This window comes from Williamsia muralis, assembly GCF_051487485.1.
Classification (GTDB): Bacteria; Actinomycetota; Actinomycetes; order Mycobacteriales; family Mycobacteriaceae; genus Williamsia; species Williamsia muralis_B.
Genome location: NZ_JAHVCV010000005.1, coordinates 152,620 through 175,462 on the forward strand (window position 1 = coordinate 152,620; position 22,843 = coordinate 175,462).

Sequence of the window (22,843 nt, forward strand, 5' to 3'; positions counted from 1 at the left end):
TTGACACCAATGCCCGTTCGACGCGAACGGGCGGTCCCACGACAGGAAGCAGAACATGACGAGCACCACGTTGGCCCAATCAGACCACTTGGTAGAAGAGCCTTTCCGGTCGCGCCGGAACAACTGGAACACCCACGTGCGGCGGCACGCGACGATGAAGCCGAACGACGTGGCGTTGCGTTTCCAGGGTCAGGACACCACGTGGAAAGAACTCAACGACCGCTCGGTCGCGTTCGCTGCAGCCCTGTACCGACGGGGTGTGCGTTTCGGCGACCGTGTGCTGATCCTGATGCTGAACCGCAGTGAGTACGTCGAGGCGATCTTCGGCGCCAACCTGATCGGCGCGATCGCGGTGCCGGTCAACATCCGGATGACGCCTCCCGAGGTCGGATTCCTCGTGGCCGACAGCGGTGCAAAGGTTGTCATCACCGAGTCGCTGCTGGCGCCGCTGGCCGATGCGGTCCGCAAGGGCACCGAGGGCATCGAGAACCTGATCATCGTCGGCCCGTCCGATGTCGCCGACGCGCTCGACTACGAGCACCTCCTTGCCGAGGACCCCTCCGATCTGCCTGCGATCGACGTGCCGGAGAACTCGATCGCAATGATCATGTACACCTCGGGAACCACCGGTAACCCCAAGGGCGCCATGCTTTCTCACGCGAACATGCAGGCGCAGGCGGTCACCTGTATCTCGGCTCTGCACATCCGCAATGACGACGTGGGCTCCTGTGTGGCTCCGATGTTCCACATCGCCGCGATGGGTGCGATGGCTCCGCTGTTCTACATGGGCATCCGCACGGTGATCCACCCCCTGGGGGCCTTCGACCCGGAATCGCTGCTCGACGTGCTGGAGAAGGAAGGGATCACGTCGATCTTCCTCGTCCCGGCTCAGTGGCAGGTGGTGTGCGCGGTGCAGCAGGCCAAGCCCCGCAACCTCAAGTTGCGTGTGATCTCGTGGGGCGCGGCTCCCGCATCGGACACGGTCTTGCAGGCCATGGCCGACACCTTCCCCGAAGCCATCAACGTCGCCGTGTTCGGTCAGACGGAGATGTCGCCGATCACCTGTGTGCTGGAGGGCAAGGACGCGCTCCGGAAGCTGGGCTCGGTGGGTCAGGTGATCCCGGCGGTTCAGGCCCGTGTGGTGGACGCCGAGATGAACGACGTGGCTCCGGGCGAAGTGGGCGAGATCGTCTACCGCGGTCCCACGATGATGGAGGGCTATTGGCAGAACCCCCAGGGCACCGCCGACGCATTCGCCGGCGGCTGGTTCCATTCCGGCGACCTGGTCCGCATGGACGACGAGGGTTTCATCTACGTCGTGGACCGCAAGAAGGACATGATCATCTCCGGCGGCGAGAACATCTACTGCGCCGAGGTGGAGAATGCGCTGTTCGCCCATCCGAAAATTCTCGAGGCAGCGGTGGTCGGCAAGGCCGATGACCGCTGGGGCGAGGTGCCGGTTGCGATCGTGGTGCTCAAGCCCGGCGAAGAACTGACCTTCGAGGAACTGATCGAGTTCTTGAACGAGCATCTCGCGCGCTTCAAGCAGCCCAAGGAAATGATCGTCATCGACGAATTGCCGCGCAACGCGTCGGGCAAGGTCGTCAAGCCGTCGCTGCGCAAGGAGTACGGCGGCAAGGACGCCGGTCTCAAGCACTGATAGACCCAGGAGACACCGCGGGACCCCCGATCGACTCTTCAAGGAGACGGTCGGGGGTCCTCGTAATTTCCCGCCGTTTGCCGGGTTTTCGGAAAGTCTTCTGACACAGGTCAAGACCCGTTCTGGCCCTGAAAACTGAAACACGTTACACTTCTTGGAGACCAGTGACCGTCGTCACTGCAGTGGTCGAACCGTGGTGACGTGGTCACCTTCAATGCAGAAGAGCGGTGCCGCGTCGGGCGCCGCGAGTGGAGGGTTTGAATGAAGACCAAAGGCGCTTTGCTCCGGAACTTCAACGAGAAGTGGGCGATCGAAGAGATCGAGATCGGTGACCCCCGCAAGGGCGAGGTCAAGATCCGGATGGAAGCCGCCGGGATGTGCCACTCCGATCACCACTTGGTGACCGGCGGCATCCCGATGGCTGGATTCCCGGTGCTCGGCGGCCATGAGGGCGCCGGAGTCGTGGACGAGATCGGCGAAGGCGTCACCGACTTCCAGGTCGGCGACCATGTGGTGCTCTCGTTCATTCCCTCCTGCGGCAAATGTCCGTCGTGCCGTTCCGGACAGAGCAACCTGTGTGACATGGGGGCCATGCTCCTGCAGGGAGAAGCGGTGTCCGACCACACCTTCCGCGTGCAGACCGCAGACGGCGAGAACGTCTACCCGATGACCCTGCTCGGTACGTTCGCTCCATACATGGTGGTCCACGAGACCTCGGTGGTGAAGATCGATCCGGAGATCCCGTTCGAGGTCGCCTGCCTGGTGGGCTGCGGTGTTCCCACCGGTTACGGCTCGGCCACCCACAGTGCGAACGTGCAGGCGGGTGAAGATGTCGCGATCGTCGGCATTGGTGGTGTCGGCATCTCCGCTCTCCAGGGAGCTGTGCTCTCGGGTGCACGCTATGTCTTCGCCATCGACCCGGTGGAGTGGAAGCGCGAGCAGGCCATGAAGTTCGGTGCCACGCACGCATTCGCCAGTGTCGAAGAAGCAGCCATGACCATCGCCGAGGTGACCGCCGGGCAGATGGCAAAGAAGGTGATCGTCACCGTCGGTGAGGTGCACGGCAAGGATGTCGACCTCTGGATGGGCATCACGGCCAAGGCCGGCACCTGCGTGCTCACCGGCATGGGCAGCATGATGGAGTCCGACGTCACCCTCAACCTCGCGATGCTGACCCTGCTCCAGAAGAACCTGCAGGGAACGATCTTCGGTGGCGCGAGCCCCAAGCTCGACATCCCGCAGCTGCTGTCGCTGTACAAGATGGGCAAGCTGAACCTCGACGACATGGTCACCCGCCAGTACCGCCTCGACCAGATCAACGAGGGCTACCAGGACATGCTGGACGGCAAGAACATTCGCGGAGTCATCCGGTTCACCGAAGAAGACCACGCGGTCTGATCAACCCGAACCCTCTCACCGGGGCCGGCGAGCGCACACTCGCCGGCCCCATTTTTTTTGTGTCTCCCGGGTGTGGTCGGGTACCTCGCACAGGAGGTGCCCAACCGCTGCCCCGCAACGATTTCCACGGGTGTGCAGTTGCGGCGTGTTGCCCGTGCCGCCTCGGTCGTGATGGCATGAACGCATGCTCAGACAACTCGAGAAATGGCCGGTCGACACGGTGGCGGCCGCGGTGGTCGCCGGCGGAGAGGTCATCGAAAGCCATGGCGACCAGCAGCAGGTGTTCCTGCTCGCGTCGGTCACCAAGCTGCTCACCGCACACGCGGCCCTGGTGGCGGTCGAAGAAGGGGCGATCGAGCTCGATCAGCCGGCCGGGCCGGAGGGCTCCGCCGTTCGCCATCTGTTGGCGCACGCATCGGGCCTGCCGTTCGAGGGCCGCACCCCGACGGCGGGTGTGGGGGAGCAGCGGATCTACTCCAGCGCGGGATTCGAGGTGCTCGCCGATCTGATCGGGGCGGAGACGGGTATCGAGTTCGCGGACTATCTGCACCAGGGCGTGTGCGAGCCACTCGGCATGGGGTCCACGTCATTGCAGGGGTCGGCGGGGCACATGGCGCACTCGTCGGTCGAGGACCTTGCGGCTTTTGCGGTCGAGCTGCTCAACCCGAAACTGGTGTCGTCCTCGTTGTTCGCCGATGCGACGTCGGTTCAGTTTCCCGGCCTCGACGGATTCGTGCCCGGGTACGGAAAGCACCGTCCGTGCGATTGGGGTCTGGGGTTCGAATTGCGCTCGAACAAGGATCCGCACTGGACGGGCGCGGCCAATAGTCCGGGAACCTTTGGGCACTTCGGTCAGTCGGGCACGTTCTTATGGGTGGACCCGGCGTTGTCGGCAGCGTGCGTTGTGTTGACCGACCGTGCTTTCGGGCCGTGGGCCAAGCCGTTGTGGAGCGAGTTCAACGATTCGGTTGTCGAGTCGCTGACACATTGAAATCACCGTGCACTAGCGCAACACGGGTCACTTAAGGCACAATAATCACCAAAGGTGTGATATCCGCCGCTGGAGCGACAGACGTTGGGGAAGACGTTCTCGTCGAAACCGGAGGTGGAAAGTGCGCAATCTGAATCAGTTTGCGGACGTGACATCGGGTGTTGTGTACATACACTCCGCACCCGTCGCGTTGTGCCCACATGTCGAGTGGGCTCTTTCGTCGACCCTAGACGCCCGCGCCAACCTGAAATGGTCGGCGCAGGACGCAGGGCCGGGGTTGCAGCGTGCCACGGTGGACTGGGTGGGGCCCGTGGGTACGGGTGCCCGACTGGCCAACGCTCTCCGTGAATGGACGGTCCTGCGGTTCGAGGTCACCGAGAACGCGAGTGAAGGTGTGGACGGTGAACGTTTCAGCCATGTACCCGGTCTGGGGTTGTGGCGCGGTTCGATGAGCGCCAACGGCGACGTGATCGTGGGCGAGATGCAATTGCGCGCACTCATCGAATCGCACACCGATGGAATGGAATTGGCCGGCGCGCTCGATGCCGCGCTCGGCACCGCTTGGGACGAGGCCCTCGAGTCGTTCCGCATGGGGGGCGATGGCGCAGAGGTCACCTGGCTGCATCAGCGCGTGGGTTGAACGCGTAAACAAGACAACAAAAACCGGCCCGGACTGAAAAGTCCGGGCCGGTGTCGTTGGTGCTCTTGAAGCCGCCCCTCACGTGAGCGCAGGGGAGGGCCGCGCGTGATGCAGTGAGGAACGAGGGAGCGCAGCGACTGAGTGACGAGCGAAGAACGCGCATTGAGGCCCGCGACGGAGCGAACCATCAAACACAGCGAACAGTTACAGCGGTATGTTCTTGTGGCGTCCGCGTCGTGCCGGCGCCGATGCGAGTGCTTCGGCGATGATGCTGCGGGTTTTGGCGGGATCGATGATCTCGTCGACCACGCCGATCGACTGTGCGCGACCCACGCCGCCGGCGATGGCTTCGTGCTCGACGGCAAGGCGCTCGTGGAGTGCTTCACGCTCGTCGTCGGGCGCTGCTGCCAGGGCCTTCTTGTGCAGGATGCCGACCGCGGCCTTGGCGCCCATGACGGCGACCTCGGATCCCGGCCATGCGTACACGGCGGTGGCACCGAGGGCACGCGAGTTCATCGCGATGTAGGCGCCGCCGTAGATCTTGCGGGTGACCAGGGTGACGCGGGGAACCGAGCATTCGGCGAATGCGTGGAGCAGTTTGGCTCCACGTCGGACGACGCCGTCCCATTCCTGGCCGACGCCGGGGAGATAGCCCGGGACGTCGGTCATCACGATCAGCGGGATGCCGAATGCGTCGCAGAGACGCACAAAGCGTGCGGCCTTCTCGGCGCTTTCGGAGTTGAGGCAGCCGCCCATGCGCAGCGGGTTGTTGGCGATGACGCCGACGCTTCGGCCGGACAGGCGGCCGAATCCGATGGTGATGTTCGGAGCCCACTTTGCTTGCAGCTCTTCGAAACTCGAGATCTCGGTTTCGCCGTCGGCTGCAATGTCGGTGTCGAGCAGGGCCCGCACGATCGGGTGGACGTCGTATGCGCGACGGTTCGACTCGGGCAGCAGGGCCCGCAGGTCGGTGTCGCCGGCTTCGGCCTTCTGGCGGCTGAAGTGTCCTTGCTGGCTGAAGGTGGCGACCAGCCGGCGTGCGCGCCAGTAGGCGTCGGGCTCGGAGTCTGCGGTGATGTGCGAGACGCCCGACTTCTTACCGTGGGTGAGTGGGCCGCCGAGCGACTCCATGTCCACGACCTCGCCGGTGACGCTCTTGACCACGTCGGGGCCGGTGACGAACACGCGTCCGGCCGGGGCCATGATCACGATGTCGGTGAGGGCCGGGCCGTATGCGGCGCCGCCGGCTGCGAAGCCGACGACCACGGAGATCTGCGGGACGTAGCCCGACGCGCGGACCATTGCCTCGAACACCTCGCCGACGGCGTGCAGTGCTTCGACGCCTTCGGCCAACCGTGCTCCGCCGGAATGCCAGATACCGATGACCGGTGCCTGCTCGGCGATGGCGGTGTCGATGGCGTTGACGATGTGCTTACATCCCACCACCCCCATGGCCCCACCCATCACGGTGCCGTCGGTGCAGTAGGCGACGGTGCGAACACCGTTGACTCGCCCGACTGCAGCCTGCACTCCCGACTTGTCGCGGGGGTGCAGCAACGACATCGACGCTTCGTCGAAGAAGTTGGTCAAGCGCAGCAATGGATCTCGCGGGTCGACCGACTCTTCGTGCTTGGTGATCGGGGCCATGGTGGTCATGGAATCTCCTTACAGGTAGATCTTCAAGCGCCCTGTCGTGAAGGAACAGGGGGCAACGGGTCAGTAGCGCCCAAAGGCGAGCGCGACATTGTGCCCACCGAATCCGAACGAGTTGTTGATGGCGTATTCGATCTGGCCGTAACGGGGTTCACCGTGAACCACGTCGAGGTTGATTTCCGGATCCTGATTGTCGAGGTTCAAGGTCGGAGGGATGACTCCCTCTTCGATGGACTTGATGGTCAGAACCGATTCGAGTGCCCCCACCGCACCGATGGAGTGCCCGAGGGCAGATTTCGGTGCGTAGACCGCGGCATGATCGCCGACGGCCGCGTTGATCGCGAACGCTTCGGCCGTATCGCCCACCGAGGTGGACGTGGCGTGGGCGTTGACGTGGGTGATGTCCGATGCACTCAGCCCAGCTGTCGACATCGCGCGTTTCATTGCCCGCGCGGCGCCGGTTCCCTCCGGGTCGGGTGCGACCAGGTGGTAGCCGTCGGACGTGATGCCCGCACCGAGCACGCGTGCGTGGATGTGCGCGCCACGAGCCCGAGCATGGTCCTCACGCTCGATGACCATGAGCGCAGCGGCTTCTCCGAAGACGAAGCCGTCGCGGTCCTTGTCGAACGGGCGCGAGGCTGCAGCCGGGTCTTCGTTGCGGGTGCTCATCGCACGCATCATCGCGAAGCTCGCGATGGGCACCGAGTCGATGTGACCCTCGACGCCACCGGTGACGACGATGTCGGCGTCACCCATGACGATCTGACGCCACGCGTGAGCGATGGCCTCAGATCCCGAGGAGCAGGCGGAGATCGGCGTGATGACGCCGGCCTTGGCCCCGATCTCGAGTCCGACGACGGCGGCGGGACCGTTGGGCATCGACATGGGTACTGCCAGCGGGGACACCTTGCGGTAGTTGCCCGTGGTCTTCATGACCCTGTCGGCCTCGATGAGAGCGTCGCCGCCACCGAGTCCGGTGCCGATGACAACGCCGAGACGATCTTTCTCGACGTCGGGCTCGCCTGCATGCACCCAGAGGCGCTTGCCCATCACATAGGCGATCCGCTCGACGTAGGCCATGCGGCGGGCCTGGACCCGCGAGACCTCGTCGGTCGGATCTTTGACAAGCCGCCCACCGAACCGGACCGGGAGGTCGTACTCCTCGACCCAGTCGTCGGTGAGCGTTTTGATGCCACTCTCTCCGGCGAGAAGACCCTTCCACGTGGAATCGAGGTCTTCGCCGACGGAAGTGGTGGCAACCATCGATGTCACGACGACGTTCGGGAAATTCCCGCCGAGGGTGGAGTAATCGCGAAGAGAGTTAGTCACTACTGGTCACTCACCGGTCTTGTCGGCGTCCAGCTTGGCGCGGATCGCGTCGGCGGCCTCGGAGTTCTCGGCTTCGAGCTTCTGGATGTAGGACACAGCGTCTCCGACGGTGCGCAATCCGGCGAGATCCTCATCGGGGATCTTCACGCCGTACTTGTCTTCGGTCTGCACTGCGATCTCGACCATCGACAGCGAGTCGATGTCAAGGTCGTCGACGAACGACTTCTCCACAGTCACCTCAGAGGGCTCAATGCCGGTGACCTCCTCGATGATCTCAGCGAGTCCGGCAATGATTTCTTCCTGTGCGGCGGCCACTATGTGGCTCCCTTCTTCTTCGTAATGCGGGTGTCTTCCGGACGGCGTGCGAACGCCGCGTTGGACTGTGACGACCTGCGTGCTTGGTCTGTCACTTTCCGGGGGTGGAGACGCGAGGTGCGTCGCCACCGCTATCCAAGATCGGTGAGTCCCTCGAGGTCATCGGGGGTCTTGAGGGCCCGGGTGGGAGTTCCCTTGAGTTCGCGCTTGGCGATTCCGGTGAGTGTGCCGGCGGGCGGCAACTCGACGAGCGCGGTGGTGGCTTTCTCGCGCATCGTGGCCGAGCACAGGTCCCACCGCACCGGGCTGGTGACCTGGGCGACCAGTTTGTCGAGCGCATCGCGCCCGGAGGTGACGGGCTGGCCGTCGGAATTGGAGAGCAGCGTCCTGTTCGGATCCTGCGGGACGATGTCCGCGGCAGCTTGGGCCACCGCTTCCTGCGCAGACTCCATGTATTTGGTGTGGAAGGCGCCGGCGACCGCGAGCTTACGGATGCGCGCCTTCTCCGGCGGGTTCGCGATCAACTCGTCGATGGCCGCGGCTGCGCCCGCAGCGACGATCTGTCCCGCCGCGTTGCGGTTGGCCGGAACCAGGTCGAGCTCCTCGAGACGGGCCAGGACGGCACTTTCGTCGCCACCGAGCACTGCGGCCATGGTGGTGGGTTCGAGCGCACATGCCTTTGCCATCGCGGCGCCGCGAACAGCAGCCAGGGCCACGGCCTCATCAGCGGTCAGCACACCGGCAATGGCGGCTGCGGCCAGCTCGCCCACAGAGTGGCCGGCGACGAGGGCGTCGGCCGGCAGGGGAGAGCGTTTGGAGAGTTCATCGAATGCGAGCAGTGCGGACACCACGACCAGCGGTTGAGTGATGGCGGTATCGGTGATCTCGTCAGCCGTCGCGGTGGTGCCGAGTCGTGCGATGTCGAGTTTCGTCATCTTCGACCAGGTCGAAACCTGGTCGCGGGCGCCGGGCAGCTCAAGCCAAGGGGTGAGCATACCGACGGTCTGGGAACCCTGTCCGGGCGCAAGCAAGGAGAGCACCTGACAAGAGAACACCCTATTGGCGTGTGGTGAGGGTGTTGGACGCGATGAACCTTGAGCAAGGCCTTTGTGGGGTTCCCACAAATGACCACATCAGCGTGCCTGCATCGTCACCACATCGATATGCGTTAGCCAAATGTGAAGTGATGCACAATTGTCACCTTGGTCCTCAGTGTCCTGTTGCGCGTGTGACTGAAGAGAAAACTGTGCGCATGTCGTGTCGAACTCGTGCCAATCTGCCGACAGTTGTGGCAACCCTAAGTACGTACGCATCTCGGGGGTTCATCGGATCGCGGCCAGTTATGTCCGAAATCCGCTTTAGTCGATATCTGACAGTATTTGGATGGACGAAGAGCTCGCGGGCACAGGACTCCACCGACCCTCCGGAGTCGAGGTAGGCATCCAGCGTGACGGTCAAAGTGTCGCCGCCTTTGGTCAGCGGGGTGATCAGGGAGTCGTTGAGGGTGGTCATCGCGGTCTGATCGCCGAGCAATGCCCGCTCCGGCAGCAGCTCCCAGGAATGCACCGGCCGCGGAGCGCTGGGCCAACCCGCCACCGCCTCGATACCGGCGAGGGCGTCGATGGCGCTGGTGTGCGCGGCCCCGAGGTTCGGTGTAGTCGGGCCGATCACCACCGGGCCCTCGGCGAAGAGGTTCAGCAGATCGGTGACAAACGGCTCGCTCACAGCCACCGGACCGCTGACGATGGCGACCAGCAGGCTGCCCTGGACGACGGACAACGCCGCGCGGTCGTGCTGGCGGGCGGTGTTGTGCACCGCCAGGGGAACCGACACGTTGCGCTCGGGAGGCGGCATGCCCACCAGCACCGTTGCGGTGGCCTCGGTGTCCCAGTTCAGTGCAGCCGCCCGCGACAACAAGGTGGGTCCGGAGTCGCCGCGGACCACGGCGTCGACGACCAGCGCTTCGAGTCGTGAATCCCAGGCGCCGCGCGATTCGGCTGCGGACGCGTAGATCGATGCCGCCGCGAACCCAATCTCGCGCCCGTAGCGCAGCACCGATTCGGTGAGTGCCCGCAATTGGGCGTCGTTTCGGGCAAGCAGAGGCAGCCACTTCTCGAAGAACTCCATGGCCACCCGGACCATCTCGACGGTCTGCAGCAAGCTGATCCGCCGGGCCAGATCCTGGGGCACCACCTGGAACGCCTGCACCGTGAACTTCACGTTGCCTTCGGGATCTTGAAGCCACTCGACGAAGTTGACCACCGCGGTCTGCACAACCAGCTGCACACTGGCTCGCTGCCCTGCCTCCAAGTCGGCGAAGTAGGGCAGCTGGTCCTGCATCGAGTGCACCGCCTCGGTGGCCAATCGACCGCTGTACTGCTTCACCCGGCGGAGCAGCGTGTCCGGCAGTGCGTCGTGCACGTTGGCCGGGGCGGGCACATGGGCACCCCTCGGCCCGAAGAGATCGCCGGCGGGCTGCTCGACCGCACGTGACTCGTCCATCTGACCAATCTATGTCAGCGGGACGGTTTCAGGTCGGACGCTGCCTGCAGGCGATCCCCTCGACGGGCGGGGTGGGACTCGGCTAGGCGCCGGGACCCGGGTCGCTTGTCTGCTTCGGCGCTGCGAGTACGTCGTCGATCTTGTACTTCGCGGCGGCCTCGGCAGCGACCTTGGCCTCGATGTGGCCGTCGCGGGCCAGCGCCGACAGCACGCCTACCGCGATCGACTCACCGTCGACGTTGAAGAACCGACGTGCGGCAGGCCGGGTGTCGGAGAAACCGAATCCGTCGGTACCGAGGGTGAGGTAGGTGCCCGGGACCCAGGCGCGGATCAGTTCGGGAACCCCACGCATGAAATCGCTGGCCGCGACGAACGGACCCGCGGCCTCGGTGAGCGCTTCGGTCACATACGGCTGCTGATGCTCACCGTCGGGATCACGGAGCGACGCCTTCTCGTACTCCACGCCATCGCGCGACAGCTCGTTCCACGACGTCACCGAGTAGACGTTTGCGCCCACCTTCCATTCCTCGGCCAACAACTCCTGTGCTTTGAGGGCACTGGGCATGGTGATGCCGGAGACCAGGATGTTCGCCGGGTACTCCTTGCCTTCCGGAGCGGCGGCGTAGCGGTAGATGCCCTTGAGCAGTCCGGCGACGTCGAGGTTGTCGGGCTGCGCCGGCTGACTGATCGGCTCGTTGTAGATGGTGATGTAGTAGTAGATGTTCTCGGGATCTTCCCCGTACATCCGGCGTAGGCCGTCGGCGATGATGTGCCCGAGCTCGTATCCGAACGCCGGGTCGTAGGCCACGACTGCCGGGTTCGACGCCGCGAGCAGCAGCGAATGCCCGTCTGCGTGCTGCAGACCTTCACCCGTGAGTGTGGTGCGGCCGGCGGTGGCTCCCAGGACAAATCCTCGCGCCATCTGGTCGGCCGCCGCCCACAGTCCATCGCCGGTGCGCTGGAAGCCGAACATCGAATAGAAGATGTACAGCGGGATCATCGGCTCGTCGTGCGTTGCATACGACGTACCGACAGCGGTGAACGATGCCGTGGAGCCGGCTTCGTTGATGCCCTCGTGCAGGATCTGCCCGACCGAGCTCTCCTTGTACGCGAGCATCAGCTCGGCGTCGACGGAGGTGTAGAGCTGGCCGTTGCGGTTGTAGATCTTGAGCGACGGGAACCAGGAGTCCATGCCGAAGGTGCGGGCTTCGTCGGGAATGATCGGCACGAGGCGCTTGCCGACTTCCTTGTCGCGCATCAGTTCCTTGAAGATGCGGACGACGGCCATGGTCGTGGCGACCTGCTGCTTGCCCGAACCTTTCGCGGCCAGTTTCAGCGCCGGCGCGGTATCCGGCTTGAGTACCTTGCTCTTGGTGCGCCGAGCGGGCAGGAAACCGCCGAGCGCCTTACGGCGATCGAGCATGTACTGGATCTCGGGTGCGTCGTTGCCGGGGTGGTAGTACGGCGGCAGGTAAGGATCTTTTTCGAGCTCGGCGTCGCTGATCGGGATGCGCGTGCTGTCGCGGAAGTCCTTGAGATCGTCGAGGGTCAGCTTCTTCATCTGGTGCGTGGCGTTACGGCCCTCGAAGTGCTTGCCGAGTGTGTAGCCCTTGATGGTGTGGGCCAGGATCACCGTCGGCTGGCCCTTGTGTGCCAGCGCCGAGGCATAGGCCGCGTGCACCTTCTTGTAGTCGTGGCCGCCGCGCTTGAGGTTCCAGATCTCGGCGTCGCTGAGGTCTTTGACGAGTTCCTTGGTCCGCGGGTCGCGGCCGAAGAAGTGGTCGCGAACGTAGGCACCGTCGTTGGCCTTGTAGGTCTGGAAGTCGCCGTCGGGGGTGCTGTTCATCAGGTTCACCAGAGCGCCGTCGCGGTCCTTGTGTAGCAATGAGTCCCACTCGCGGCCCCACACGACCTTGATGACGTTCCAGCCCGCGCCGCGGAAGAACGACTCGAGTTCCTGGATGATCTTGCCGTTACCGCGCACCGGGCCGTCGAGGCGCTGCAGGTTGCAGTTGACGACAAACGTCAGGTTGTCGAGGCCTTCGGTTGCGGCGACGTGCGCCAGGCCGCGTGACTCCGGCTCGTCCATCTCGCCGTCGCCGAGGAATGCCCAGACGTGCTGATCGCTGGTGTCTTTGATGCCGCGGTCGTTCAGGTAGTGGTTGAACCGCGCCTGATAGATCGCATTCATCGGGCCCAGGCCCATGGACACGGTCGGGAACTGCCAGAAGTCGGGCATCAGCCGGGGGTGGGGATACGACGGCAGGCCACCGCCCTCGCCGGCGTGGGAGTGTTCCTGACGGAACCCGTCCATCCGCTTCTCGTCGATGCGGCCCTCGAGGAATGCACGCGCGTAGATGCCGGGGGAGGCGTGGCCCTGGATGAAAATCTGGTCGCCGCCACCGGCATGGTCCTGGCCGCGGAAGAAGTGGTTGAAGCCGACTTCGTACAGGGCGGCCGACGAGGCGTAGGTGGAGATGTGGCCGCCGACGCCGACGCCGGGACGCTGTGCGCGGTGCACCATGATCGCTGCATTCCAGCGGATGAACGCGCGGAAGCGGCGTTCGACTTCTTCGTCACCGGGGAACCAGGGTTCGCTCTCGGTGGGAATGGTGTTGACGTAATCGGTGGAGGTGAGGGCGGGGATCGAGACCCGCTTCTCCCCGGCGCGCTCGAGTAGGCGAAGCATCAGGTACCGGGCCCGGCCGGGGCCGGCGTTCTCGAGTAGACCGTCGAAGGACTCCAGCCATTCAGTGGTCTCATCCGGATCGATGTCCGGGAGGTAGGACGCGACTCCTTCTCGGATGACGCGAACCCGCTGCTGGTTCTTCGGTGCTTTCGTGCTGTCAGTCACTACGCTGGTCTTCTCCTCGAGTCGTCCGGCAGGGTGACTGCCAGAAACCAAATGTGGCGCTGGACCCTGGTGAGGTCCTCGGCGTTCTCTCAATCGTGCCGCATGTGATGTTCGTTGGCATCGGAGGACGGCAAACTAGCCGAACCTACATGTGTTGGTCTGGCTGTTCGAGCGGTACATGGGGCAGTATCTGCTCTGTGAAGTCCAGGTGGGTGGCCGGCGTTGTGGTGGCCGGGGCACTTTTCACCGGATGCGCCACCACTGTCGGCGGTTCCAGTGGCGTGGACCCCAGCGACGTGCGCGCCTATCAGAGCGACGTGTCGGTCGCGGCGGAGCAATCGAAGATCGCAGAATCGTCGAGGGCTGCCGAGGCAGCGCGCACGCTGACGGTTGGCCTCTGCGCGCAATTCACCACCACCGTGGTGACCATGCTCAACGGCTACAACGAGTTCGTCACCAAACTCAATGACGTGCAGTCCTATTCGCAGATGGGCGACAGCAGTCGGGTGGTGATCGACCAGCTCACCGCCGGTGAGCAGGCAATTACCGCGAAACTGGTGGGCGGCGTCGAACAGCCCGTGCAGACCCTCGTGCGGAATTTTCTCGACCGCAACCGGGAGTTGGTGACCGCGGTGAGGAACGAATATCGGGCCGGCCTCAACGATCCGGCGGACAAGTGGATCGACGCCAGGAACAAGGCTGTGGACGCGTGCGGGAAAGTTGCCGGTTGAAAAAGGTGCCATTCGGCTTGCAACTTGGGGGTTTACCCTGTTCGCTTGAGTCATCGAAGCGGACACGGACAGTGTTCGCCTATTTTTCTACTGACAGGAGGTCGTCGCGTTGGTTGCCGCTTCAGATGGTGATCGCGCCCAGAAGCTGGGAGTGACAGCGGGCATGATCGTGCAGGAGCTGGGGTGGGACGAGGACACCGACGACGACCTGCGTGCCGACATCGAGGATGCCATCGACGCCGAGATGGTGGACGACGACTCCGACGAGGTTGTCGACATGGTGGTGCTGTGGTGGCGGGACGGTGACGGCGATCTGGTCGACGCCCTGATGGATGCCATCACGCCGCTCGCCGACGACGGGTTCGTGTGGGTGTTGTCGCCGAAAACCGGAAGCGACGGTTACGTCGACCCCAGTGAGGTCGCCGAAGCCGCGCCGACCGCGGGCCTCACCCAGACCAGTGCCGTGAGTTTCGGTGACTGGCTGGGATCTCGTCTCGTTCAACCGAAGACGCGAGCCGGCAAGAAGGCATGACCGACTCCGCTCATCAGGAGCTCGCGGTGGGAACCGCGGCTCCTGACTTCACGTTGCGTGATCAGAACAATCAGGACATCACCCTCTCCAACTATTTCGGCAAGAAGAACGTGCTGCTGGTGTTCTTCCCGATGGCGTTCACCGGCACCTGCGAAGGTGAGCTCAGCATGGTGCGCGACCGGCTGCCGGACTTCGAGAACGACAACTCGGCGTTCATCGCGGTGTCGGTGGGCACATCGCCCACCCACAAGGTGTGGTCGGCGGCCCAGGGGTATCTCTTCCCGATCCTCGCGGACTTCTGGCCCCACGGCCGCGTCGCTCAGATGTACGGCGTCTTCAACGAAGACAAGGGCTACGCCAACCGCGGCACCTTCGTCATCGACAAGACCGGACACATCGCATTCTCCGAGCAGATGGCCGCCGGGCAAGTCCGTGACCAGTCGCTTTGGGAGAAAGCCCTGGCCGCGCTAGATTCTTGAAGGTGTCTGACGCCTTCGGGTGTCGGACGGGCGGCGAGTCCATGTTTTCTCTCGCCGTCGCGGCCGGCGAACTCGCCTTCGTACCGGTCGCCCCGCGCGTATAGCTCAGCGGTAGAGCTCTGGTCTTACACACCAGCGGTCGGGGGTTCAAATCCCTCTGCGCGCACCATTCTTCGGGGTTCAGGCAGTCGAACATCCGCCAGCGGATCAGAAGCCATCATCTCGGGGGCAACGCGGCGGGATCGCCCCTACGTCTCACGCTGGGGTGCCTCCTGGCCGAAGAACTGGGAATCGAATTGCGACGAGTGGGGTCGGGGAAACGGCGCACCTTCCATACGGGCGAGCCGGTACTCACGGAGTGGATCAAAGAGAACGCGCTCGTGTCGTGGGTGGAGCACGACCAGCCGTGGGAACTTGAGCGTGAGCTAATCGAGAGCCTCGACGTGCCACTGAATTTGCAAGGCAACGTGCGTAACGCTTACCACCCCAAACTAACTGAGATACGGCTCCAGGCGGCTCTTCGGGCGCGGGAGCTGCCGATGCTGCCGAATCCTGGACGTCGCAACTAGGCACCAGTGGCTGGGCGGTGTTCAAATCGCTCTCTTTACACGCTGGCGGCGATTACCATGACGCCACCTGTCCATGCATACCTAGGGGAGATGGCCTGGCGAACGCAATCAACTCGCCCAGCCCATTTTCAGGGACAAACCGATCTGCTCGGAGGGTGGCGTCTCATTTTGAGAGCTGCGGCTGCTCTGACCCTAAGCAGACGAGACCGCTCCGAAAGGGTCGGTCCTTTCTTATCGACACAAATTACTAACTCCCCTCAATCCAACTTTGCTGAAGGGCCCAACGTAGTACGGTGCGCTAAGTCGCACCTGATGGGAAAACAATGGCAGACGCAGATGTGCCCAAGAACGCGCTCGACCGGCTTGCAGCGCAGTCGCGAGACGACGCGAAGTCGTATCAAGCGTCGGCCGACAAGCTACGTACTCGTGCGGACAACTGGGGTAATGCAGTTAAAGCGCTTGGCCTGGGTGCCATAGCTTGGGTGGGCTTTGACACTCTGACCGACGTTTTCCCGTGGCGGGGTGACGAAGGTAAGTGGCTCGCGATCTCTGCCATTGCCCTACTCAGTACGCTGGCGGTAACGACAATCTTTATTGGGTTTCGTCTAACACGCCAAAGTCGTCCTTTGGTCACCTTTCTAGATATAGTCCAGATGCGGGAGGAAAACCACCTTTCGTACCGCGATGTCAAATTGGTGAACGACATCTACGCTGACTTCCTCTTCTTGAATACGATAGAATCAAAAAGAGTTCGAGCTGCTCCACCCAAGTGGTGGTTTAAGCAACCTTGCACGCAATATCGGTGGTTGCGGGCTAGGAAGAAAATCCAAACAGCCGCGGTTACGGCGACAAGTCGGAAAATGGCCGACTTTTTTAAACGCGCAGTCGTTTATGAGCGGGAGCTCGAAAGATATTACGACCCAGAACGCCGAATCGACGTTATCGGAGAAACTGGGCCGCAACAGCAACAGCAACAACAGGTGCCCGCAGATCCGCAGGGTGATGCGACAAAGAGGCAGCTAGACCAGGACCGGATCAACGAGCTGAAGCTATCAAAGGCTTCGCAGATTAGGGCCGACCTCAGCTCAACGCAGTGGCGGGCTTGCATGTTGTTGGTCAGGCGTCGGGTGGTTCGTGCCATCTCTGGACCCTTGACAATTGCCGGTCTGTCGCTCTTTGCGGGAGCTCTTATCGCTCTTTGGTATGTCTCTGATGCGGCACACGCAAATCGAAGTGAGAACACGGATCAGATCGCCTACGCGAAGTCCTGTGGTGAAGCGCGGAAGGCACTCAGCGATGGGGGAGCGGCAGTCGAACTGCCGGACGGCTGCGATGGGGCGCCAGGGTCGGGCCTTGAGACCGGGTCGACGGAGAGTGATGTCGCTCTCGCGAATTTGGTCGCTCTATCCTCGGATTTTGCGACTTGCCAGGCGAATGCCAAGGTGAAGGACAATGAACCAGCCACGATTGCAAATCTTGAGGCGTGTAGATCAATACGCGCCTCTATCGACGACCAACTGACACGGATTAAGCCTCCTTTCTAGTTTACAGCGTCGGCGTTTGATGTTCTATTAATGTCAGATGCCTTTCATCACCACTGCACACCAAGCCGAACTAAATGCAGGGTTTCGATGGATCTGACATGCGGTTGGCCCATCGAAGTGTTCGCCGCTGACGCGACCAACCGGATGTTCGACCCGGTCGACGAATTGTATAAACTCCAAGGCACTCCCGAGTGTAATGAGAACCTCCAGCCCGGATTCTCCTCGCCGATGACCTACGTGTTCGAGGTACCTGAATCGGCGGATGTCGGGATCTTCGGCTTTGCGATACGAAGAGGGATTCCGAGGACCCCACTTTCGTTGTCATCAGCCCACAGACACCGGTCCGCTCGCACCTTCGGTCGAGACCGACGCGACACCAGGAGTAGCGGCTGAGCCAACTTTCGAGGCACCAATCGAGGCTCCCGGCGTGAGCGAGAAGCCGCCGATCGGATATACCGCAGCACCTACGGGTGAACTAAAGCCGCTCGCAGGCAAGGAGATTGACTACTGCATGAACGGGCCCACTTACCAGACCGGCACGACGATGTTCACCGACGGCGCCACAGGATGGGCCCAGGAATGCGCGGGTGAGCGAGCGCGCCACACACCTGAAGCTCGCACCGTTTGAACTAGCTTCACTTGCACTGAGACGACGCCTGAGCAATATGAAGACCTGGTCGAGTATGTCTGCCAGGACGCTGCCCGCGACGTGTTGAAGGGTCCGACCTCGGCCGACTCCGAGGCGTCACGCCCTGATGGTGATCTACGGCGACTGGTGGAAGAGACCGGCGATGTTGATGCGAACAACAGCTTTGGTGAGAAGGTCGGGTATCTAACCTCCACCTGCACGGCCGACTGCACCAAGATGACGACACGATGTGTGTTTCGCCCCCGCAGGAGAACTGCCGAGGTTTCCCTGTTGCCCCGGCCGGTAGGTCAGGTCGCCGAATATTCTGGCTGCGTCGAGAATGTCGCATTCATGCAGGTGTAAGACCTTTGTCTGGGTGGCCTAGAGGTTCGGACCCCTTTCACGCACCACCATCAGAACGAAACTTGTCACGCATTCAACCGCACACTCGCGCCAACACCCTGTTGCGTCGCCGCATCAACCAGCGTCTGGGCGGTCACCAGATCCTGTAGACCGATTCCGACGGAGTTGAACAGGGTGATGTCGTCGTCGCTTTGGCGGCCGAGGGCGGGGTTCACGATCACATCGCCGAGTTCGACCTCGACGTCCTGCGTCTGAAGGTGACCTTCGGCGATCGCCAACAGGACATCTCCCGATTTGGTGAGTGCGGTCGGGATGCTGTCGACGATCAGCCGGCTGCTGCCGATCCCGGGGCCGTCGATCTCACGGTGGTCTGCGCGAGGAGGAGCGCCGACGGCGTTGAGGTGCAGGCCCGGGCGGAACCAGGCGCCCTCGACGATCGGTTCGCGCGACGGCGTCAGTGTGCAGACGATGTCGGCGGAGGCGAGAATCGACCGAGGGGATTCCGCGTACTCGATCTGGATGTCGAGATCGGCTGTCCGATGGCGGAAACTGTCCACCGTCGACGCCGACCGCGACCACACCAGAACCTTCTCGATGTTCCGGATGCGGCAGATGGCGCGGGCGTGTTCCACTGCGAGTGTTCCGGCACCGATGAGCCCCAGGATCGAGCTCCGCTGCGTGGCAATGTGGGCCGTCGCCACCGCGCTCGCCGCAGCAGTACGGATGGCCGTGATGAGGCGGCCGTCGAGTACCGCTTCGCACTCGCCGGTCTGTGCAGACATCAGCAGGATGGTCGATCGCTGACTCGGGAGCCCGCGGCCGACATTGGCCGGCATGTCCGACAACATCTTGACGACGCTGGCGCCCAACGGTTCTGACGACGCCACCATCGGTAGCGCGGTGCCGCCGTCGGCGATCGGCAACTGAGGGGGAGCGGGGTTACTCGCAGCCCCTGATGTCATATCGGCGTGAGCTTGCTCCACGGCGCGGTAGACCGAGGTCCGGTCGATGAGCGCGTCGATGTCGGAGTGGGTGAGGATGAGTGTCATGTCGCCTTCCAGGGCAAAGAGGTTCAGGAACGGCCGGCGTACGGCACGGTGAGGCACGACGGGGCTCGGCGGCCACCGACCACGCCGCTGATCGCGACGATGGCGATGACGTACGGCAGCATCAGCAAGATCGCGTAAGGGATGTCGACTCCGACTGCAGGCAAGGCGAACTGAAGCGATCGGGCGATCCCGAAGAACAGGCACGCCCACACGATCCCGATCACTTTCCAGCGTCCCGCGATCACTGCGACCACGGCGAGGTAGCCGAGCCCGGCAGTCATGTTCTCGCTGAACGACTGCACTTCCGACAGGGCCAGTTGGGATCCGGCGAGGCCGCCTGTTGCGGCAGCCAGCAAGACGCACGCGGCTCGAATCTTGTTGACGGACAATCCTGTCCACCCGGCTGATGTGGCGTCCTCGCCGACGGCATCCACTCGGATACCCGCCATGGTCTTGCCGGAGAACAGCAGCGCCAGCGCGATCACCACGAGCACGCAGAGGTAGCCGAGGACCGACTGGCCGAACAGGGCCTGCCCGACGATCGGGATGTCGGTCAGCAGGGGGATGTCGACGCCGTTGAAGCCGGGCACACCCTGGCCCTTGCCGTCTTCGAGGAAGATGCGGGCACCGTAGGTGGTCAACCCCAGCGCCAAAGCGTTGCCAGCAATTCCGACAACAATTTGATCGGCGCGGAGCCGCACGGTGAGCAGCGCCTGGATGATGCCGAAGATGATCGCGGCGAGCACCCCGCTGACGAGGCCGAGCATCGCCGAATCAAGTGTGGCCGAGGCCAACACGCTCGCGAAAGCACCGGTGAGCATGATGCCCTCCATGCTGAGGTTCAGCACGCCCGCACGTTCGCTGATTGATTCACCTGCTGCGGCCACGATGAGCAGGATCGCGAAGGCCACCCCGCTGGTGAGGACCTGGGTGAGCATGTCGATGTTCATGACGTCGCCTTTGCGGGGGCTGTGATGGCGGGTGCCGAAGTGGCCTCGGGGGGCGCGACTGATCTCGACCGGGTGGTCCACAGGGCAGCGCCCGCGATCAAGATGATCAGCACGCTCTGCACCACGGTCACGGTGGACGACGGCACTCCCGCGGCCAACTGCAGATTGATACCGCCGGCAACCAGGAATCCGAGGAACAGCGACACCCCGGCAACTGCTGTCATCGACCCGCGCGCCAGCAAACCGACCACGAGCCCGGTGAAACCGAAGCCCGACGAGAACCCTTCGGCCAGGACGAACGGGGCGGACGTGACAAGGATCCCGCCGGCAAGCCCCGAGAACCCACCTGCGGTGGAGAGCCCCAGGAAACGGACGCGATCAACCGGGACACCTAGTCGAGCCGAGGCAGTCGGTGACAGTCCCACCGAGCGGAGCCGTAGTCCGATTGCACTGTGCCGCAGGACCACTCCGACTGCCGTGATGGCAAGGAGAGCAATGACGATGGCGACCGTGGCAGGCGATTTGGTCAACCCCAGTAGCGGGAGGTGGCTCGCTTCGCTCAGCGATTCCGACTGGGGGAGCGTCTCCGACGAGGTCATCGGCTGCCGGAGCAAGCTCGGCTCCTGGACCATCAACACAACCAACGCCAGGCCGACAAAGTTGAGCAGCAGGGTGGTGATGATCTCGCTGGTACCGCGCCGAACATAGAGCCACGCCGCGATGGCCGCCCAACATGCGCCGGCCAAGACGGCAGCCACCAGCGCCAGGGTGACTCCAAGGAAGAGAGGCATGGCGTCGGGGATGGTCACGCCCACCGCGGTGGCAGCAATGCCGCCGAGACAGATCTGGCCTTCGCCTCCGACGTTCACCAGACCGGCCCGATAAGCGACGGTGAAGCCGGCCGCGATGAACATGATGATGGCGGCGTTGTTCAGCGAGGTGCCGACGGCGAAGGGCGAGCCGAATGTTCCCTGGATGAGGGCGTCGATGACGTCGGCGGGTCTGGCCCCAGCGCCTGCGGCCAGCAGCAGTCCGACGCCTGCGGCGATCACCAGGGCCACGGCGGCGACCACGAGCGGACTGTGGGCCCAATCGCCTTGCCGCAGTTTGGTACGGAGCAGCCCAGTCGTCGGGATCATCCTGCCACCCCCATCATGAGCTCACCGATGTCGTTTGTGGCAGAGGAAGACTCGGAGTCGACCGACCCGCGGATGGTGCCGCGGTAGGCGACGACGATGCGCGAGCAGAGTGTGACGAGCTCGTCGATCTCGCTGGAGATCACCAACACTGCGGCTCCAGACGCCGCGGCGTCCCGAAGGCGGTCGAGCACAAAGGCGACGGCACCGACGTCGAGCCCGCGGGTGGGTTGAGCAGCGACGACAACACGCAGCCCCGGGGTCGACAATTCCCGGGCCAGCACGAGCTTCTGCTGGTTGCCGCCGGACAATGATCCGATGGGGATGTCGGGGCCGTCGGCGCGGATCGAGTACTCCGTGATGGCCTGCGTGGCATCAGCTCTCATGCGCCGGCGATCCAGGAGGCCCCAGCGTCGGTAGTCACTCAATCGGCCTAGTGCGTAGTTCTCGGCGAGTGATAGTTCGGCGATCATGCCCTCGGCATGCCGGTCTTCGGGAATGACACCGATGCCCGCACGGGTGCGCTGCGCCGGAGTGTGTTCGGTGATGTCGAGTCCGTCGACACTGACTGTTCCGCGATCAGCGGCGACGGACCCGGACAACACTGCCGCCAGCTCCGACTGGCCATTGCCTTCGACACCTGCGATGCCGACGATCTCTCCTGAGTGGACAGTCAAATCGACCTCTGACAGGGCAGTGCTGCCGTCTGGGCGGGACAGCGTGATGCCCCTGACCTCCAAGCAGGGTGCTGCGTGATGCGGTGGCGATGCCGGGCGTCGTTCGGACGCAACGGGTTGTGCGCCACCGAGCATCAGGTCGAGCAACGAGTCGAGCGGTGTCTGCGACAGCCGGCCTCCACCGACGACCGTCCCGCCTCGGAGCACAGTCGCCGCGTCGGCCACGCGGGCGACCTCCCCGAGTTTGTGGGTGATCAGGACAACCGACTTGCCATCGGCGGCAAGGGCATTGCAGGTCTCGATCAGCGAGTCGATCTCGCCGGGGTCGAGCACCGCAGTCGGTTCGTCGAGCAGGATGAGGTCTGGCCGGCGAAGCAGGGCTTTGACGATCTCCACCCGCTGTCGTGCACCGATCGGCAGGTCGCTGACGCGGGCGGTGCGGTCCACGGTCAATCCGTACGAATCGGCAATGCGCGCCAGCCCCTGCTTCACCTCGTCGTGTGGCTGGCGAAACCCTCGCCGGCCCAACAGCAGGTTGTCCTCCACTGTCATCGTGGGGATGAGTGAGAAGTGCTGATGCACCATGGCGACGCCGGACTCGAGTGCCGCTGCCGGTGTCGAAGGGCGATACGGGGTTCCGTCGATGGTCATACTGCCCTGGTCCGCAGACACCGTTCCGTACACAACGTTGCACAGTGTCGACTTGCCTGCACCGTTCTCTCCGAGGATGCAGTGCACCGTGCCCCGTTCGACGGCCATGGTGACGTTGTCGAGCGCGCGAACACCGCCATACGACTTACCGATTCGGTCGAGGGTCAACAGCGGGCTGGTTGCTGGGGTCAT

At 63.6% G+C, this 22,843-nt stretch carries 20 protein-coding genes and 1 tRNA gene; 11 read left to right on the forward strand and 10 right to left on the reverse strand.

Annotated features, from left to right (window positions below; translation table 11 throughout):
- Window positions 1-55 precede the first annotated feature (55 nt).
- The 4 genes from fadD5 (at window position 56) to KXR83_RS15010 (ending at window position 4,689) form a co-directional block, all read left to right on the forward strand.
- Window positions 56-1,660, forward strand: coding sequence for a fatty-acid--CoA ligase FadD5 (gene fadD5 / locus KXR83_RS14995; RefSeq protein ID WP_437425497.1), 1,605 nt, complete (start codon window positions 56-58; stop codon window positions 1,658-1,660).
- A 261-nt stretch (window positions 1,661-1,921) separates the two neighbouring features.
- Window positions 1,922-3,058 carry an NDMA-dependent alcohol dehydrogenase gene (locus KXR83_RS15000; protein WP_062799661.1) on the forward strand — a complete coding sequence of 379 codons (1,137 nt, stop codon included), beginning with the start codon at window positions 1,922-1,924 and terminating at the stop codon, window positions 3,056-3,058.
- A 184-nt stretch (window positions 3,059-3,242) separates the two neighbouring features.
- Window positions 3,243-4,049, forward strand: a complete 807-nt coding sequence (locus KXR83_RS15005) for a serine hydrolase domain-containing protein (protein ID WP_437425498.1) — start codon at window positions 3,243-3,245, stop codon at window positions 4,047-4,049.
- A gap of 121 nt (window positions 4,050-4,170) precedes the next feature.
- Window positions 4,171-4,689, forward strand: coding sequence for a DUF3145 domain-containing protein (locus KXR83_RS15010; protein WP_023953903.1), 519 nt, complete (start codon window positions 4,171-4,173; stop codon window positions 4,687-4,689).
- A 204-nt stretch (window positions 4,690-4,893) separates the two neighbouring features.
- Here the strand turns inward: KXR83_RS15010 and KXR83_RS15015 are convergent, their stop codons facing one another.
- The 6 genes from KXR83_RS15015 to aceE all read right to left on the reverse strand — a co-directional run bounded on the left by KXR83_RS15015 (window position 4,894) and on the right by aceE (window position 13,342).
- The gene (locus KXR83_RS15015) at window positions 4,894-6,345 is read right to left on the reverse strand and encodes an acyl-CoA carboxylase subunit beta (protein WP_437425499.1); all 1,452 of its coding nucleotides are present in this window, start codon (window positions 6,343-6,345) and stop codon (window positions 4,894-4,896) included.
- 60 nt (window positions 6,346-6,405) lie between these two features.
- A complete protein-coding gene (locus KXR83_RS15020; protein ID WP_099384248.1) occupies window positions 6,406-7,671 on the reverse strand; it encodes a KasA/KasB family beta-ketoacyl-ACP synthase in 1,266 nt (421 codons plus the stop codon).
- 6 nt (window positions 7,672-7,677) lie between these two features.
- Window positions 7,678-7,986, reverse strand: a complete 309-nt coding sequence (gene acpM, locus KXR83_RS15025; protein ID WP_062799656.1) for a meromycolate extension acyl carrier protein AcpM — start codon at window positions 7,984-7,986, stop codon at window positions 7,678-7,680.
- A gap of 131 nt (window positions 7,987-8,117) precedes the next feature.
- Window positions 8,118-9,026, reverse strand: coding sequence for an ACP S-malonyltransferase (locus KXR83_RS15030; protein WP_437425500.1), 909 nt, complete (start codon window positions 9,024-9,026; stop codon window positions 8,118-8,120).
- 169 nt (window positions 9,027-9,195) lie between these two features.
- On the reverse strand, window positions 9,196-10,488 hold the full coding sequence (locus tag KXR83_RS15035) for a PucR family transcriptional regulator (protein ID WP_437425501.1): 1,293 nt from the start codon (window positions 10,486-10,488) through the stop codon (window positions 9,196-9,198).
- An 82-nt stretch (window positions 10,489-10,570) separates the two neighbouring features.
- Window positions 10,571-13,342, reverse strand: a complete 2,772-nt coding sequence (gene aceE, locus KXR83_RS15040; protein ID WP_437425502.1) for a pyruvate dehydrogenase (acetyl-transferring), homodimeric type — start codon at window positions 13,340-13,342, stop codon at window positions 10,571-10,573.
- A gap of 197 nt (window positions 13,343-13,539) precedes the next feature.
- On the opposite strand from aceE, the gene KXR83_RS15045 reads away from it, so the two are divergent.
- The 7 genes from KXR83_RS15045 to KXR83_RS15075 all read left to right on the forward strand — a co-directional run bounded on the left by KXR83_RS15045 (window position 13,540) and on the right by KXR83_RS15075 (window position 17,825).
- The gene (locus KXR83_RS15045) at window positions 13,540-14,073 is read left to right on the forward strand and encodes a hypothetical protein (RefSeq protein ID WP_437425503.1); all 534 of its coding nucleotides are present in this window, start codon (window positions 13,540-13,542) and stop codon (window positions 14,071-14,073) included.
- 109 nt (window positions 14,074-14,182) lie between these two features.
- A complete protein-coding gene (locus KXR83_RS15050) occupies window positions 14,183-14,605 on the forward strand; it encodes a DUF3052 domain-containing protein (RefSeq protein ID WP_023953889.1) in 423 nt (140 codons plus the stop codon).
- Complete coding sequence (locus KXR83_RS15055) at window positions 14,602-15,084, forward strand: peroxiredoxin (protein WP_116914833.1); 483 nt, start codon at window positions 14,602-14,604, stop codon at window positions 15,082-15,084. Before KXR83_RS15050 ends, KXR83_RS15055 begins: the two co-directional genes overlap by 4 nt.
- A gap of 94 nt (window positions 15,085-15,178) precedes the next feature.
- Window positions 15,179-15,253 (forward strand) — tRNA-Val (locus KXR83_RS15060).
- 25 nt (window positions 15,254-15,278) lie between these two features.
- Entirely contained in the window at window positions 15,279-15,653 is a 375-nt protein-coding gene (locus KXR83_RS15065; protein ID WP_437425846.1) for a GIY-YIG nuclease family protein, read from the forward strand.
- Window positions 15,654-15,976: 323 nt separating this feature from the next.
- Window positions 15,977-17,197, forward strand: coding sequence for a hypothetical protein (locus KXR83_RS15070; protein WP_437425504.1), 1,221 nt, complete (start codon window positions 15,977-15,979; stop codon window positions 17,195-17,197).
- 427 nt (window positions 17,198-17,624) lie between these two features.
- Window positions 17,625-17,825, forward strand: coding sequence for a hypothetical protein (locus KXR83_RS15075; RefSeq protein WP_437425505.1), 201 nt, complete (start codon window positions 17,625-17,627; stop codon window positions 17,823-17,825).
- 428 nt (window positions 17,826-18,253) lie between these two features.
- Here KXR83_RS15075 and KXR83_RS15080 read toward each other — a convergent pair whose 3' ends face one another.
- Genes KXR83_RS15080 through KXR83_RS15095 form a run of 4 tightly spaced genes read right to left on the reverse strand, consistent with a single transcriptional unit; the run spans window position 18,254 to window position 22,843 of the window.
- The gene (locus KXR83_RS15080; RefSeq protein ID WP_437425506.1) at window positions 18,254-19,237 is read right to left on the reverse strand and encodes an ornithine cyclodeaminase family protein; all 984 of its coding nucleotides are present in this window, start codon (window positions 19,235-19,237) and stop codon (window positions 18,254-18,256) included.
- A 23-nt stretch (window positions 19,238-19,260) separates the two neighbouring features.
- A complete protein-coding gene (locus tag KXR83_RS15085) occupies window positions 19,261-20,187 on the reverse strand; it encodes an ABC transporter permease (protein WP_437425507.1) in 927 nt (308 codons plus the stop codon).
- Window positions 20,184-21,326: an ABC transporter permease gene (locus KXR83_RS15090; RefSeq protein ID WP_437425508.1), complete on the reverse strand. Its 1,143-nt coding sequence runs from the start codon at window positions 21,324-21,326 to the stop codon at window positions 20,184-20,186. The genes KXR83_RS15085 and KXR83_RS15090 overlap by 4 nt, the downstream gene beginning before the upstream one ends.
- Window positions 21,323-22,843: an ABC transporter ATP-binding protein gene (locus KXR83_RS15095; RefSeq protein WP_437425509.1), complete on the reverse strand. Its 1,521-nt coding sequence runs from the start codon at window positions 22,841-22,843 to the stop codon at window positions 21,323-21,325. Before KXR83_RS15095 ends, KXR83_RS15090 begins: the two co-directional genes overlap by 4 nt.